Below are 15,785 nucleotides of genomic sequence, written 5' to 3' on the forward strand. Positions count from 1 at the left end.
CGTGCATAGCTCATAGGCATCCGGAACTCCCGCGCGGCCGATTGATCGCCTGCAAATTAGACAACTGATCTCGGTCGCTCGGACTGCGGTGCCATGGACATCGCGATTTGCTCAGAGAAATCCGTGGTGCGTTGCGCGTTTCCTACGTGGAACAGCGCGCGTTCGCGTGCTGTCTTTGCAGGCACTTCTGCACCAAAACGTGCATCCCGTCCTGCGGCGCGCTGCGCCATAGGCCTGCTGGCCCAGTGAATTGCGACAACTCTGGCCCTGTCGGAGGGCCACCGCTCTGTCGCACGCTCGCTGACGGTGGCATGACAGGGGATGCAAGATGAGCGCTCTCGGTTCGGCATTCGAGTTTGCGATGGACGGGAAGGGCCCGGCGTCCGGTTTGGACGTCACGCGTAGCTGACGCCACATGAGCTCTTTCGAAAGTCACTGGGAAGTCGGCACCGATATCGGTGGCACCTTCACCGATATCATCGCCATCAGGCGCGATTCCGCCGAGGCGCGGATCGCGAAAGTGCCGTCGCGCCCGCAGGCGCCGGTTCAGGCGATGCTGGAGGCGATCGAGGCGGTGGGCCTGCACAAGAACGAGGTCAGGCGCTTCGTCCATGGCACCACGCGCGTCACCAACGCGATCGTCGAGAACCGGCTGCCGAAGGTCGCGCTGGTCGCGACCGAGGGCTTTGCCGACGTGCTCGAGATCGCGCGCTATCGCCGCCGCGACCTCTATCGGCTCGACATTCCGCCGAAATCGCCGCCGCTGGTGCCGCCCGAACGCTGCTTCGGGCTTGCCGAGCGCCTCGATCACGAGGGCCGGGTGCTGAAGGCGCTGGAGCAAGCGGAGATCGAGCGTCTGCTGGCCTGGCTGAAGGACACCGGCGTGCAGAGTGTCGCGGTGGCCTTGCTTCACGCCTACGCCAATCCGGTCCACGAGAAGATGCTCGGCGAGCGCCTCAAGGAGGTCGTCGCCCATGTCTCGCTGTCGCACGAGGTCAATCCCGAGGCACGCGAGTATGAGCGGACTTCAGCGACCGTGTTCAACGCGGCCGCGATGCCGATCGCGGTCGAGTATCTGACCGAGCTGGAGCAGCGGCTGCCGATCGGGCCGGGATTGCAGGTGTTTCATTCCGCCGGCGCCATGATCCCCATCTCGGCGGTGAAACGCCGGCCGCTGGTGATGGCGATGTCGGGACCGGCCGCCGGCGTCTCGGCGTCCGTCAGCATCGCGCGCCAGCTCGGTACCTCGCGCATGCTGACGTTCGACATGGGCGGCACCACCACCGACGTCTGCCTGATCGTCGACGGCCAGGCCGAGATGACCGACGGCCGCATGCTCGGCGACAAGCCGCTGCGCCAGCCGATGCTCGCGGTGCATTCGATCGGCGCGGGCGGCGGATCGATCGTGCGCAACGGTCCCGGCGGCCTCACGGTCGGGCCGGAGAGTGCCGGCTCCGAGCCGGGGCCGGCCTGCTACGGCCGCGGCGGCACGGAGCCGACCATCACGGACGCCAACGCCGTGCTCGGCTATCTCAATCCCCAGACCAAGCTTGGTGACCGCATTGGCATCGACATCGAGGCAGCCAGGCGCGTCATCGCACCGATCGCGGGCGCGCTCGGATTGAGCCTGACGGAAACGGCGCTCGGCATTATCAAGGTCGCGAACGCGACCATGGCCCGCGCGTTGCGCCGCGTCACGGTCGAGCGCGGCATCGACGGACGCGACTGCACGCTGCTCGCCTTCGGCGGCGGCGGCCCGATGCATGCCGCGGGCCTCGCCGATCTCTACGGGATCGCAGAGGTCGTTGTGCCCAGTGCATCCAGCGCCTTCTCGGCGCTGGGCTGTCTCACCGCCGATTTCAGCTTTCTCCAGCAGCAGACCCTTCGCGCCGCACTCGACGGCATCGACCTCGCGCGCGTATCGGAGCGGATCGAGGCGCTGATTGCCGATGCATCCGCGCCGCTGCTCGCCAATGGCGTTGCGAAGGCGGAGATCCAGGTCGAGCTGGTCGCGTTGATGCGCTATGCGGCGCAGAACGACGCTATCCCGGTGGCTTTCGCCTTGCCGCTGGACGTCGCCAGGCTCAAGCAGGATTTCCTGACGCGGCATCACGAGCTGTTCGGCTATGCGACCGGCGAGCCTTGCGTCATCGAGTCCGTGCGGGTGCAGGCCCGCCGCCCGTCGACAACCGTCGTGAGCCGGCCGGCGACGGCGGCGAGGGCGGTATCCACGGGCACGCGTGTCTGCTCGTTTGATGGTCTGCCCGAGACGGCGACAGCGATCGTCGACCGAGCGTCGCTGACAGAGATGGTGAGCGGCCCCGCGATCATCGAAGACGCGTGGTCGACTGTGGTCGTGCCGCTCGGTTGGCAGGCGAAACCTGATGCGACGGGCAATCTGTTCCTGACGCGGAGGAGGGCATGAAGCTCGATCCATTCGTCGTCGAGGTCATCAGGCACGGGCTTTCCGCCGCGGCCGAGGAGATGAGCCTGGTGATGACGCGCTCGGCGCGCTCGCCGCTGTTGCGCGAGGCGGGCGATCTGTCGTCCGCGATCACCGACGGCCACGGCGGTCTGGTCGGGCAGGGGCGCGACATCCCGATCCACCTCGGCGCGATGGCCTACACCATCCCCGAATTGCTGAAGGTGGTGCCGCGCGACAGCCTGAACGACGGCGACGTGCTGATCTACAATGTCGGCGCGCTCGGCGGCAATCATCTCAACGACGTCAAGGTCGTGCGCCCCGTCTTCGTCGACGGCGAGATCGTGGCATTCGCGGTCAGCCTCGCGCACTGGCCCGACATCGGCGGCACCTGGCCCGGCAGCTATTTTGCCAAGGCGATCGACACCTTCCAGGAAGCGATGCGGATTCCGCCGGTGCTGATCGCGACCGCGGCCGGCGTCAATGCGGCGATCGTGCAGCTGCTCAAGGCCAATGTTCGCGACTCCGAATCCTGCGAGGGCGACCTCCTCGCCCAGATCGCCGCCACCAAGGCCGGCGAGAAGCGCATCGTCGAGCTTTGCCGCGAGCACGGCAAGGCCGTCTTCATGGCGGCGCAGTCGCGCCTGCACGATCTCTCCGAGATCGAGATGCGGGCGGCGCTGCGCGACCTTCCGGACGGCGTCTATGAGGGCGAGGATTATCTCGACGACGGCAGCGACAACAACGCGCCGGCGCGCATCCATGTGAAGATCACCATTCGCGGCGACGAGGCGACGTTCGACCTCTCCGGAAGCTGCGATCGCGTCTCGAACTTCTGCAATACGACACCGTTCATGGCGCGCTCGGCCGTCGCCTATGCCGCGCGCATCATGAGCGGGCGCGACATGCAGCAGAACGCCGGCGCGCTCAGGCCACTGACCATCATCACGCGCCCGGGCTCGATCCTGGAGCCCGGCTGGTCGGCGTCTGTCGCGGCCGGCAACCATGAGACGTCCATGCGCATCGTCGATGCGATCTTTCGCGCGATGCAGGACACCATCCCCGAACGCCTGTCGGCCGGCGGGGCGACCACGGCGGGTGTGCTTTTTTTTGCCGAGCCGCGGCCGAACGGATCGTGGAAGATGCTCTACGAGGTTCACGGCGGCGGCGAAGGCGCGCGCCACGATCGGGACGGCATGTCGGCAACCCGGGTGCATCTGTCCAACACCTCGAATACGCCGGTCGAGGTGATCGAGGCGAACTACGCGATCCGGCTGGAGCAGCAGGCGATCCGCCGGCAATCCGGCGGCGCGGGGGCGCACCGCGGCGGCGACGGCTCGGTTCGAACCTATCGTATCCTCGCACCCTCGATGCACCTGACCACCTGCATCGAACGGATGGTGATTGCGCCTTGGGGCATGCAGGGCGGCGAATCCGGCAAGGCATGCCGTATCTCGCTGGTCAGGCATGGCGCGAACGTCGCGATCGACGGCAAGTCGAACCTGGTGTTGCAGCAAGATGATCTCGTCACGATCGAGATGTGCGGCGGCGGCGGTTATGGCGCTGCAGCTGTAGAGTGAGGGGATTGCGATGAGCAGATTGTTGCGAACCGGGCTGAATGCGGGCGACAGCGCGCCGATGGCCGTGGTCGGCGGCGAGGGCGTCTACTTCCACCTGTCCGATGGCCGCAAGCTCATCGACGGCAGCAACACCGGTGGCGGTCTCGGCCATCGCCATCCCGCGATGGTGGAGGCGATCCGCCGCGCGGCGGATACGCCTGTCGTCAACGAGGGCTGGACCTGGGTCGGCCGCGAGCAGGCGGCGGACGATCTGATGGCGACCGCTTTCAAAGGCGAGGAGGACTGGGTCGGCGCGGTGCGCTTCTGCATCAGCGGCAGCGAGGCCAACGACATGGCGCTGTCGCTCTGTCAGGCGCTGACGCAGCGGTCCGCATTGGCGACGCGCGAGCGCGCCTATCACGGCATCACCGGCCTGTCGCGCAGCATGACGGTGCAGCCGCAATGGCACGGCGGGCTCGCGGTGCATACCGGTGGTTCGAAGCTGCCGGCGCCGATGGCGCCGGTGCGGATCCTGCCGGCGCCGGATGGCGCGATCTACGGTGCACCGGCCAACAATACGCCGCCGAGCGAGTATCTCGCGGATGCCACGCGGCTGCTCTCGGACACGGCGGCAACCATCATCGACTACACCCAGGGCGGCATCTATTACGACGGCGAATATCAGGACGAAGTGGCGCGCTGCGCGCGGCAGGCGGGCTCCTACTGGATCGCCGACGAGGTCGTGACCGGCGCGGGGCGCGCGGGCCGCTGGTTCGCGTTCCAGGGGGCGCAAAGCCGCCCGGACATCGTCACGCTGGGCAAGTCGCTCGGCGGTGGCGCCGCGGCGGTGGCGGCGGTCGTGGTGTCCAAGGACATCGTCGAGCGGCTCAAGGGGACGAGCTGGCAGAACTACGGCACGCTGCGCGGCCATCCCATCAGCATGGCGGCCGTCAGCGCCTATCTGAAGGTTGTCACCGAGGACGGGATTCTGGAGCGTGTGCAGCAGCTCGAGAAGCGGTTCATCCGCCGCCTGCTCGCGATCGCGCAGAAGCATCCGAGCGTGCAGCGCGTCGCGGGGCAGGGGCTGCACTGGACGGTGGAACTGCACGGGCCGGATTGGCGGACCTGGCATGCCGACACCACGGAGGTGCCGATCGCCTCGCGCGTCGCGGAGCGGGCGCTGGAAGCCGGTGCGGTGATCGGTACCAGCGGCGAGCAGACCTCGCTGTTCCTGGCGCCGCCGCTCGTCATTTCCGAGCGCGAGGCTGACCAGCTTCTGGATGCGCTCGATCACGGACTCGATATCGCTGACGAGGAGCACGGGTGAGCGCGGATCATGCAACGCCACGCCGGTCGCCGGCCTGGCCGGCGGATGAGTCCTGGCATCTCGCGATGCCGGAGGGAACGCTCTACGACGCGCTGGCGCGTGCAGCACGTGAACGAGCGTCGCATCCGGCGACGGTGTTCTACGGCGCAAGCCTGAGCTACGCCGAGCTGCGCGACCGCGTCGATGCCATGGCCGGCTTCCTGCAGGGCGCCTGCGGGGTGAAGCGCGGCGACCGCGTCATGATCGCGCTTCAGAACTCGCCGCAATATGTCATCGCCTATTACGCGGTGATGCGGGCGGACGCCGTGATCGTACCCGTCAATCCCATGAACAAGACCGCCGAGATCGCGTATCTCGCCGTGGACAGCGGAGCCAAGGTCGCGCTCATCGGGAGCGAACTGAGCGATGTGTTTGCCCCGCTGCTGGGCGAGGCCATCAGGCATGCGATCGTCGCGCAGTATCGCGACGAGATTCCAGCCGCGACGCCCTATACGCTGCCATCATGCGTGACGGAAGCGCCGGCCGAGGTGCCGTCATCGCCGGGCTGGCATTCCTGGTCGTCCGCGATCGCACAAGGCTTGCAGCCGGGTGTGATGACCGCGGGGCCGGACGATCTCATGATCCTGCCCTACACGTCGGGCACCACAGGCAAGCCCAAGGCGTGCATGCACACGCATCGCAGCGCGCTGTTCACCGCCGTCTTGCAGGCGCGCTGGTATCGGCTCGATGGCAGCGACGTGATGACCGGCTTCATGCCTTTGTTCCATGTTGCGGGCATGCAGGGCTCGATGAATGCGGCGATGGTCACCGGGGCCACGCTGCTCCTGATGGCGCGCTGGGACAAGGATCTGTTGCCGGATCTGTTCGAGATCCATGGCGTGACGTTCTGGAACGCCGCGCCGACCATGATCGTCGACGTGCTCGCCAGCGCCCGGTTTCGCGACAAATGCTTTGCGAAGCTCAAGGTTCTGACCGGCGGCGGCGCGGCGATGCCGACCGCGGTCGCCGAACGGCTCAAGGGGCGCTTCGGGCTCGACTTCGTCGAGGGCTACGGCATGACCGAGACGATGTCGCCGACGCATCTCAACCCGATGGCGGCGCCGAAGCGGCAGTGCCTTGGCATCGCCGTGCAGGAGACCGACGCAAGGGTCGTCGATCCCGAGAGCCTGATCGAGCTCGGCGACAACGTGGTCGGCGAAATCGTCGTGCACGGACCGCAGGTGTTGCAGGGTTACTGGAACAGGCCGCAGGCGAATGCCGAGGCCTTCATCGAACTTGACGGCAAGCGGTTCCTGCGTACGGGCGATCTCGGCTATCGCGATGCCGAGGGCTATTTCTTCGCCGTCGATCGCCTGAAGCGGATGATCAATGTCAGCGGCTTCAAGGTGTGGCCGGCCGAGGTTGAGGCCGCGATGTATCAGAACCGCGCGATCCGGGAGTGCTGCGTCATTTCGGCGCCGGACGATTACCGCGGCGAGACCGTCAAGGCGCTGGTCGTGCTGGATGAGGCGGCGCGGGCAACGACATCGCCCGACGACATCGTTGGCTGGGCGCGCGGCGCGATGGCCAGCTACAAGGCGCCGCGCACGGTCGTCTTCGTCGACCAGCTGCCGCGCACCGCAAGCAACAAGATCAACTGGCGGCTGTTGCAGGACGCCGAATGGGGGCGAACGGCATGAAATCTGCTTGGCTGGAAAACGGACGCAAGGCGGCGTTATGCTGCCGCTACGCCCTTGAAGCTGCGATCCCCAGCCTCGCCAAGAAATTCGTGAAGAGATCAGGAAGTCGCTGATGCGAATCGTCAATGTCGCCGCCGCCCAGATGGGCCCGATCCAGAAAGCCGACAGCCGCGAGGTCGTGGTCAAGCGCATGATCGCGCTGATGGACGAGGCCAAGAGCAAGGGCGCCGACTTGATCGTCTATCCCGAATTGGCGCTGACGACGTTCTTCCCGCGCTGGTATGTCGAGGACCGGGCCGAGTTCGACGTCTGGTTCGAGCGGGAGATGCCGAACGCGGCGACAAGGCCGCTGTTCGAGCGTGCCGCGCAGCACGGAATGGCGATGAATTTCGGCTATGCGGAGCTGACGCCGGACGGCCATCATTTCAACACCGCGGTTCTCACCGACAAGTCCGGCAAGATCGTCGGCAAATACCGCAAGGTCCATCTGCCGGGCCATGTGGAATACGACACCAAACGCTCGCACCAGCATCTGGAGAAGCGCTATTTCGAGCCGGGCGATCTCGGCTTCAAGGTCTGGCGTACGCTGGGCGGCATCATCGGCATGGCGATCTGCAACGACCGCCGCTGGCCCGAGACCTATCGCGTCATGGGCTTGCAGGGCGTCGAGATGGTGCTGATCGGCTACAACACGCCATCCGTGAATGCCGAGAAGAGCGAAGAGGGCGTCGAAAAGCGCCTGTTCCACAATCGCCTCTCGGTGCAGGCCGGCGCCTACCAGAACGCGACCTGGGTGGTCGCGGTGGCCAAGGCCGGCGTCGAGGACGGCCATCCGCTGTTCGGCGGCAGCCTGATCGTCGATCCCAACGGCGAGATCGTGGCCGAAGCGAAGACGGAGGAGGACGAGGTCCTGGTCCATCCTTGCGACCTCGATGCAACGACCTTCGGCAAGACCACGATCTTCGATTTCGCCCGGCATCGCCGCATCGAGCATTACGGCCTGATCACCAGCCAGACCGGCGCGGTGCCGCCGCCGGAGACGTGACGCCGATGGCTGACAAGGGCATCTCCCTGCGCGAGCTTGACGCGCGTGACCGCTACAAGCTGCTCTGCGGCGTTGTGGTGCCGCGGCCGATCGCGCTGGTGACGACGCTGGACGAGAACGGAGCTGTCAATGCCGCGCCGTTCAGCTTCTTCAACGTCTTCTCGGAAAGCCCCGCGCTGATCGTGCTCGGGCTGCAGCACAAGCCCGATCACAGCCCGAAGGACACGACCCGCAACATCCATCGCGACGGCGAATTCGTCGTGCACATGGTGGATGAAGCGCTGTCGGTGGCGATGAACGACTGCGCGGTCGATTTCCCCTCCGGCGACAGCGAGGTCGCCGCGATCGGGCTTGCCACGCTTCCGTCGATCGACGTGAAGGTGCCGCGCCTCGCCGCGGCGCCGTTCGCGCTGGAATGCCGGCGCCACGTGGTGCTGACTTTCTCGGCGGATCGCGAGTTGCTGGTTGGCGAGGTGATCAGGGTGCACGCGCGCGAGGGCCTCGTCGATACCGCCAACATGTATGTCGATCTCGATGCCTACCGGCCGATCGGCCGCATGTTCGGCAATCTCTACACGACGCAGCGGGATACGTTTGCGCTTGTCCGCGAGAGCCATGCGCAATGGCTCGCGCGGCAGGACGCCAGAGAGCTGAAGGACGCCTAGTGAGCCGAGAACTGCACCGTGCCCAGCGCCATGGTGACGGCCGCCTGCGTCGGGTCGATCACCGGGATTCGCAGCGCGTCTTCGAGCGGACGGCGATGGCGCGCCATGCCGGCGCAGCCCATCACGATGGCACGGGCGCCGTCCTCGTCGCGCAGCGCGCGGCCGACCTCGATCATTTTCGCCAGCGTGCCTTCGCCCGAGGCCGTTTCCGCAACGCTCATGTTCAGCGGCCGCTCGCCGGCGAGGCGGTCGGTCAGCCCCATCTGCCTGAGATAGCGCATGTGACGCGGGATCGATCGCTGGGCGATCGCGATGACGCCGAAGGTCTCGGCGCGCGAAAGCGCGGTCAGCACGCCGCACTCGGCGATGCCGAACACGGGGCGGTCGGTACCTTCACGGCAGACTTGCAGTCCGGGATCGCTGTAGCAGGCGATGACGAAGGCGGCCGAGCTGTTGTCACTCTCGACCAGCCGGCGCAGCGGCATCGCGACGCTGTCGACGTCGGCCTGGCTCTCGATGCCGAAGGGACCCTCGGCCAGCGTCTGGCAGACCACTTCCGGCCCGCCCTCGAAGTCGAGCGGCTTCAGCGCATCCTCCAGCCCTTGCGTGACCTTGTGGTTGGAGTTCGGATTGATGACGAGAATGCGCGGCCGGGACATGATGGTCTTCCTGCAAAATGGAGATCACTCGTTTCAGGCATATCATGGAGTGCCTCATGACTGAACCCGTTTACGACCTGATCATCCGCGGTGGCCGCGTCGCCACCACCACCGACGTATTCGAGGCCGACGTTGCGATTTCCGGCGAGACCATCGCAGCCGTCGGAAAGGGCCTGCCGGGCGCCAAACGCGAGATCGACGCGCGCGGCAAGCTGGTGCTGCCCGGCGGCGTCGACAGCCATGCTCATATCGAGCAGCTCTCCGCTGCCGGCATCATGAATGCCGATACGTTCGAAAGCGCGACGGTCTCTGCTGCCTTCGGCGGCACCACCACGGTGATCCCGTTTGCCGCGCAGCATGTCGGCATGAAGCTGCCGCAGGTGGTGGAGGACTATCACGCGCTGGCGAGGAAGGGCGCCATGATCGACTACGCCTTTCACATGATCATTGCGGACGCGACCAAGGAGACGGTCGAGGAGCACATCCCGGCGCTGGTGAAGCAGGGGCATGCCTCGATCAAGATCTTCATGACCTATGACCGGCTCAAGGTCGACGACGAGCCGCTGCTCGACATTCTGCTCGCCGCGCGCCAGTCCGGCGCGATGCTGTGCGCGCATGCCGAAAACCACGGCATCATCGCCTGGATGGTCAAGCGCCTGCTCGCGCGCGGCTACACCATGCCGAAATACCACGCCGTCAGCCACGCCCGCGTTTCGGAGGCGGAAGCGTTCACCCGGCTGATCGGCATGGCGGCGCTGATCGACCAGCCGATCATGATCTTCCACGTCTCGACCGCCGAAGGCGCCAAGGTGATCCGCGATGCGCGCGGGCAGGGGCTCAAGGTCTTCGCCGAGACATGTCCGCAATATCTGTTCCTCACGGCAGGCGATCTCGACAAGCCCGGCTCCGAGGGCGCCAAGTGGATGTGCAGCCCGCCGCCGCGCACGCATGCCGACCAGGAGGCGCTCTGGCAGGCGCTCTCGCTCGGCGACCTCCAGACCATCTCGTCGGACCACGCGCCGTATCGTTACGACGAGACCGGCAAGCTGCGCGCCGGTCCCAATCCGAACTTCAAGCAGGTCGCCAACGGCCTGCCGGGACTGGAGCTGCGGCTGCCGCTGCTGTTCGACGCGATGGTTTCGAAGGGCCGGCTGGGCCTGGAGAAATTCGTCGAGCTGACGGCGACGGCGCCGGCAAAGATCTACAATCTGCATCCGCGCAAGGGCTCGATCGCCGTCGGCGCCGATGCCGACGTCGCGATCTGGGATCCGAACCGCGAGGTGACGATCGCAGACGAGATGATGCACGATCTCACCGGCTACACGCCGTTCGCGGGCCGCAAGGTGAAGGGCTGGCCGGTGTCGGTGCTTTCGCGTGGCCGCGTGGTCATCGACGGCAACAAGTGCCTCGCGAGCGCCGGCAGCGGAAAATTCCTGGCGCGCAGCGGCGGCGAGGCGGCGAAGCCGACCGGCCGGCTCGTTGCCGACATGGATCCGGAGCGGAATTTTGGGGCAAAGTTGCTGTGACGGTGGATCGCGCGCGATGAAGATCGTCATCTTCGGCGGCACCGGCTTTGTCGGCCTCAATCTTGCCGAGGTTCTGCTCGCGCGCGGCCATGAGGTGACGCTGTATGATCGTTCGCCGCTGCCGCCGGCTGCGCAGCGATCCCTGCTGGATTCTCGGGAGCGGCTCCGACTCGTTCAAGGCGATGTCACCGATGCGGCCGGCATCGATGCCCTCATCGCTGAAGGCTGGGACGCAATCGTGCTGGGCGCCGCGGTCACTGCAGGCGATGACCTCGAACGCGCATCGCCCGCGCGCGTTCTCGAGATCAACGTCATGGCACAGATCCCGATCCTGCAAGCGGCGATCCGTCACGGCGTTCGCCGCGTCGTCAATTTATCCTCGGCGTCTGCCTATGGCGCCGCGGGCCAGCGTCATCAAGTCCTGGACGAGGAAACGGCCTGCGATCCCGTCTCGTTCTACGCCATCAGCAAATTCACCTCGGAGCGCTCCGTCGCGCGCCATGCCGAGCTCTTTGGCGGCGATTTTCTGAGCGTGCGGCTGAGCGCCGTGTTTGGTCCGTGGGAGCGGGCCGGCGCGGTGCGCGATACGCCCAGCCTCCAATTCCAGATCCTGGCCGCGTTCGCCCGCGGCGAGCCGGCGATCATGCCGGGACCTGGCCTTAAAGATTGGACCTACGCCGTCGACGCCGCCGAGGCCGTGGCTGTGCTGGTCGAGGCCGAGCGGCCACGCCATCGTCTCTACAACATCTCCAGTGGCGCGGCCTGGTCGGCGCTGCAATGGGGCGAGGCCTTTGCGGCACTTCATCCCGGCCTGCACTGCCGGCTGGCGGTGCCCGGAGAAAGCACGGTTATCAAGCTCCACGGGGGTGATCGTGCACCGCTCTCGGTTGCACGGATGGCCGACGAATTCGGCTGGCGCGCGCGGTTCGGCTGCGCCGAGTCCGCCGCTGCGATGAGCGCCTGGTGGGTGCAGCACAAGGAGGGGATCTGACATGCGGCTGCAGGGGCGCACCGCCATCATCACCGGGGCAGGCTCGGGCATTGGCCGCGCCAGCGCAAAACTGTTTGCAGAAGAAGGAGCGCGTCTCGCTCTGGTCGATCTCGATGCCGCGGGCCTCCAGGAAACGCTAGGTCTGGTAGGTGAAGCAACGACGCATGTCGGCGACGTCGGCGATGCTGCATTCGCCGAGACTGTTGTCGGCGAGGTCATCGCGCGGCACGGCCGGCTCGACATCCTGATGACGGCAGCAGGCTTCTCCTGCGGCGGCACCGTGCTGACGACGAGCCCGGACGATTGGGACGCGGTGTTCCGCGCCAATGTCGGCGGCACCTGGCTGTGGGCGCGGGTGGCGGTGCCGCACATGCAGCGGCAGAACAGCGGTTCGATCATCACGCTGGCCTCGCAGCTCGCGATGGCCGGCGGCAGGGGCAACAGCGCCTATATCGCCGCCAAAGGGGCGATCGTCAGCCTGACCCGGACCATGGCGGTGGATTTCGCCGCCGACGGCATCCGCATCAACGCGATTGCACCGGGCGCGATCGATACGCCGATGCTTCGCCGCAGCTTTGCCCGCCACGCCAATTCGGAGGAGGTGCGCGAGGCCTCGCGCAACCGCCATGCCATGAAGCGGTTCGGTCAGGCGGAGGAGATCGCCCAGACCGCGCTGCATCTCGCCAGCGATGCGTCCTCGTTCACGACCGGCACCGTGATGGTGGTCGACGGAGGCTGGCTCGCGGCATGAGTGACGCGCTGGCAAAACTTGAAGCGGGCGTTCGCGCCGATCTCGACAAGATCGCGCATCCCGGTGCCGCATGGCTCGAACCGAAGACCGGGCCGGACGGCAATCCTGCGCTGGATGTGCTCATCATCGGCGCCGGCCAATCCGGCATCGCCATCGGCTTCGGCCTGATGCGCTCGCGCGTCAGCAACATCCTCCTGATCGACAAGGCCGAGGAGGGGAAGGAGGGCCCGTGGCTCACCTATGCCCGGATGCCAACGCTGCGCAGCCCGAAGGATTACACCGGTCCCGACCTCGACATCCCGAGCCTCACCTACCAGTCCTGGCACGAAGCCCGGTTCGGCAAGGAGAGCTGGCAGACGCTCGATCTGATTCCGCGCGCGCACTGGGCCGAGTATCTGCTCTGGCTGCGGCGCACACTCGGCCTGCCGGTATGCAACGGCTGTGAGCTCCTGGAGATCGCGCCAGCGGCCGACGGCCTGCTCGCCGCGCGCGTGAAGCATGCCGCAGGGGTGGAGACGCTTTATGCGCGCAAGATCGTGCTGGCGACGGGACAGGAGGGCATGGGCGGCTGGATGATCCCGGAGCCGCTGCGTGATCTGCCGGCGAGCTCGGTCGCGACCGTCGCCGACGCCATCGATTTCGAAAGCTTGCGCGGCAAGCGTGTCGCCGTGATCGGCGCCGGCGCCTCCGCCTTCGATAATGCGGCCACCGCGTTGGAGGCGGGTGCTGCCGAGGTGCACCTGCTGTGCCGCCGTGCGCAGATCCAGGTGATCCAACCCTATCGCTGGCTGACCTTCCGCGGCTTCCTGCGCCATCTCAGCGATCTCGATGATGCCTGGCGCTGGCGCTTCATGCGCAAGGTGCTCGAGATGCGGGAAGGATTTCCGCAAGCGACCTATGACCGCTGCGCGCGCCACGCCAATTTCATCCTGCACGAGGGCGCGCCGATCGAAGCGGCGCGCGAGACAGGCAAAGCCATTGAATTGCAGACGTCGCGGGGCGCCATCACCGCCGATTTCGTCATTTGCGGCGCAGGCATCGACATGGACTTTGCGGGGCGCGGCGAGCTCTCCAGGTTTGCCGGCAATATCGCCACCTGGGCGGACCGCTATCAGCCGCCGGAGGGCGAACGCAACGAACGGCTCGGCCGCTTTCCCTATCTCGCCGACGACTATGCCTTCAGCGAGCGCGTGCCTGGAAAGACGCCGTGGATCTCCGACATCCATCTCTTCGCGATCGCCTCCACCATGAGCTTTGGTGCCTCGGGATCGTCGATCAATGCGATGACCACCGCAGTGCCCAAGCTCGTGAATGGCCTGACACGCGGCCTGTTCCGCGCTGATGTCGAGCGGCACTGGGCTTCGCTCAGCGCCTATGACGTGCCGCAGGCCGTGGTCACGCGGCCAGCGCGAGCAATGGAGCAACCGCGATGATCATCCATGCCCCGCCACGGCGAAGATTGGCGCGCAAATTGCTTCTTTCTTGACCAGCCTTGCCGGCCTTCCTGCTCGAAATTCAAGGGAAAACGAATGCGTTTTGTGTCTTTCAGGTCCGCGACCTCAGTCCTTGCCATCACTGCGCTGTTGCTGATCGCGACCGCGCCTTCGCACGCGCAATCCAGAGCGGAAACGCTGCGCTATGTGACCGGCGCGTCGGTCAACACGCTCGATCCCAACATTCCCGGCGCGACGCGCGAATCCTTCGGACTCAGCATGAGCACCTACGATCGGCTTGTGTCGTTCGGCCGCAAGCAGATCAACGGCAAATGGGTGTTCGATCTCGACACGATCACGGGCGAGCTCGCCGAGTCCTATGACGTCAGTCCTGACAAGCTGAAGATCACGTTCCATCTGCGCAAGGACGCCAAGTTCCAGGACGGCTCGCCGGTGACGGCGGATGACGTGAAGTGGTCGCTCGACCGCTGCGTCACCGCGCCGATCCTCGGCAAGGCGCAGCTGCTGACGGGGTCGCTGACATCCGCCGATCAGTTCAAGGTGATCGATCCCTTGACGATCGAGGTGACGCTGCCGAAGCCCGACAAGCTGGCGCTGCCGAATCTCGCCACCGTCTATCCGATGATCATCAATTCGAAGCTGGCGAAGGAGCATGCGACCGCGGACGATCCGTGGGCGATGGCCTGGCTGAAGGAGCACACCGCAGGCAGCGGCGCCTACATCGTCGAGACCTTCAAGCCCGGCGAGCAGGTGACCCTCAAGCGCAACGAGGCCTGGAACCGCGGTTCTCCCGGCAAGCCCGCCTCCTTCAAGCGCGTCATCGTGCAATCGGTACCGGAGCCGGCAACTCGCGCCAATCTGGTCGAGCGCGGCGACGCAGATATCGTGCTCGATCTTCAGGCAAGCGACGTGCAGTCGCTCGAAGCCAAGGGCAAGTTGAAGGTGGTCTCGACGCCGCAATACAACGCGATCACGTTCGTCTCGATGAACAACCAGATACCGCCCTTCGACAACGTCAACGTCCGCCGCGCCATCGCGTTCGCGCTGCCTTACGAGGACATGTTCAAGGCGGCCTTGTTCGGCCGCGGCGCGCCGCTGTATGGCGCCAGCTGGCCGGACGGCAAGCCGCTGAACGGGACTTATCCGTTCCAGCAGCCGGTCAAGCTCGACCTCGACAAGGCAAAAGAATATCTCAAGGCCGCCGGCCTTCCAGACGGCTTCTCGACCACCTTCAGCTTCAATGTCGGATGGGCCTCCCAGGCGGAGCCGATGGCGGCGCTGGTCAAGGAGTCGCTCGGCAAGATCGGCATCAAGGTCGACATCCAGAAGCTGCCGGACGCGCAGATGTCGACGCTGATCAACGAGAAGAAGGTGCCCTTCTTCACCGAAGGCATCATCGCCTGGCTGCCGTCGACGGACTACTTCTACCGCAACTTCTATACCGGCAATCAGCGCTGGAATTACAGCTCGATCAACAATGCCGAGCTGTCGGCGATCGCCCAGGAAGCCCGGTTCGAGCCGGATAAGGCCAAATACGAGGAGGACGGCCGCAAGCTCAACGCGATGCATGTCGACCTGATGCCCCAGATCATGCTGTGGCAGCCGAACCAGGATGCGGTGATGGCGACCTCGGTCGAGGGCTACATCTACGAGTTCCATCGTCAGGTCGACTACCGCAACCTCAGCCGCAAGTAACGTCTGAAGGCA

General features: G+C 66.0%; 12 protein-coding genes. 11 read left to right on the forward strand and 1 reads right to left on the reverse strand.

Annotated elements, in window-relative coordinates; translation table 11 throughout:
- The first annotated feature begins 415 nt into the window (after positions 1-415).
- From FJV43_RS30170 to FJV43_RS30195, 6 genes are all read left to right on the forward strand, one after another.
- Positions 416-2,425, forward strand: coding sequence for a hydantoinase/oxoprolinase family protein (locus FJV43_RS30170; RefSeq protein WP_239622633.1), 2,010 nt, complete (start codon positions 416-418; stop codon positions 2,423-2,425).
- The gene (locus tag FJV43_RS30175; RefSeq protein WP_239622635.1) at positions 2,422-4,002 is read left to right on the forward strand and encodes a hydantoinase B/oxoprolinase family protein; all 1,581 of its coding nucleotides are present in this window, start codon (positions 2,422-2,424) and stop codon (positions 4,000-4,002) included. Before FJV43_RS30170 ends, FJV43_RS30175 begins: the two co-directional genes overlap by 4 nt.
- Before the next feature lie 10 nt (positions 4,003-4,012).
- On the forward strand, positions 4,013-5,308 hold the full coding sequence (locus tag FJV43_RS30180) for an aspartate aminotransferase family protein (RefSeq protein WP_239622637.1): 1,296 nt from the start codon (positions 4,013-4,015) through the stop codon (positions 5,306-5,308).
- Positions 5,305-6,987, forward strand: a complete 1,683-nt coding sequence (locus tag FJV43_RS30185; protein ID WP_239622639.1) for a long-chain-fatty-acid--CoA ligase — start codon at positions 5,305-5,307, stop codon at positions 6,985-6,987. Before FJV43_RS30180 ends, FJV43_RS30185 begins: the two co-directional genes overlap by 4 nt.
- Before the next feature lie 112 nt (positions 6,988-7,099).
- Entirely contained in the window at positions 7,100-8,032 is a 933-nt protein-coding gene (locus FJV43_RS30190; RefSeq protein WP_239622640.1) for an N-carbamoyl-D-amino-acid hydrolase, read from the forward strand.
- A gap of 5 nt (positions 8,033-8,037) precedes the next feature.
- Positions 8,038-8,697 (forward strand): flavin reductase family protein, encoded by a 660-nt coding sequence (locus FJV43_RS30195; protein WP_239622641.1) that lies wholly within the window; start codon positions 8,038-8,040, stop codon positions 8,695-8,697.
- Here FJV43_RS30195 and FJV43_RS30200 read toward each other — a convergent pair.
- On the reverse strand, positions 8,694-9,356 hold the full coding sequence (locus tag FJV43_RS30200) for an aspartate/glutamate racemase family protein (RefSeq protein WP_239622642.1): 663 nt from the start codon (positions 9,354-9,356) through the stop codon (positions 8,694-8,696). The genes FJV43_RS30195 and FJV43_RS30200 overlap by 4 nt on opposite strands.
- A 56-nt stretch (positions 9,357-9,412) precedes the next feature.
- Between FJV43_RS30200 and hydA the strand changes: the two genes are divergently transcribed.
- The 5 genes from hydA to FJV43_RS30225 all read left to right on the forward strand — a co-directional run bounded on the left by hydA (position 9,413) and on the right by FJV43_RS30225 (position 15,773).
- Positions 9,413-10,882: a dihydropyrimidinase gene (gene hydA, locus FJV43_RS30205; protein ID WP_239622644.1), complete on the forward strand. Its 1,470-nt coding sequence runs from the start codon at positions 9,413-9,415 to the stop codon at positions 10,880-10,882.
- Between the two features lie 16 nt (positions 10,883-10,898).
- Positions 10,899-11,873: an NAD(P)-dependent oxidoreductase gene (locus FJV43_RS30210; protein ID WP_239622646.1), complete on the forward strand. Its 975-nt coding sequence runs from the start codon at positions 10,899-10,901 to the stop codon at positions 11,871-11,873.
- A gap of 1 nt (position 11,874) precedes the next feature.
- Positions 11,875-12,624 carry an SDR family oxidoreductase gene (locus tag FJV43_RS30215; protein WP_239622647.1) on the forward strand — a complete coding sequence of 250 codons (750 nt, stop codon included), beginning with the start codon at positions 11,875-11,877 and terminating at the stop codon, positions 12,622-12,624.
- A complete protein-coding gene (locus FJV43_RS30220; protein WP_239622649.1) occupies positions 12,621-14,057 on the forward strand; it encodes an NAD(P)/FAD-dependent oxidoreductase in 1,437 nt (478 codons plus the stop codon). Before FJV43_RS30215 ends, FJV43_RS30220 begins: the two co-directional genes overlap by 4 nt.
- 96 nt (positions 14,058-14,153) lie before the next feature.
- Complete coding sequence (locus tag FJV43_RS30225; RefSeq protein ID WP_239622650.1) at positions 14,154-15,773, forward strand: ABC transporter substrate-binding protein; 1,620 nt, start codon at positions 14,154-14,156, stop codon at positions 15,771-15,773.
- The last annotated feature ends 12 nt before the right edge of the window (positions 15,774-15,785 follow it).

This window comes from Bradyrhizobium sp. I71, assembly GCF_022354745.1.
Lineage (GTDB): Bacteria > Pseudomonadota > Alphaproteobacteria > Rhizobiales > Xanthobacteraceae > Bradyrhizobium > Bradyrhizobium liaoningense.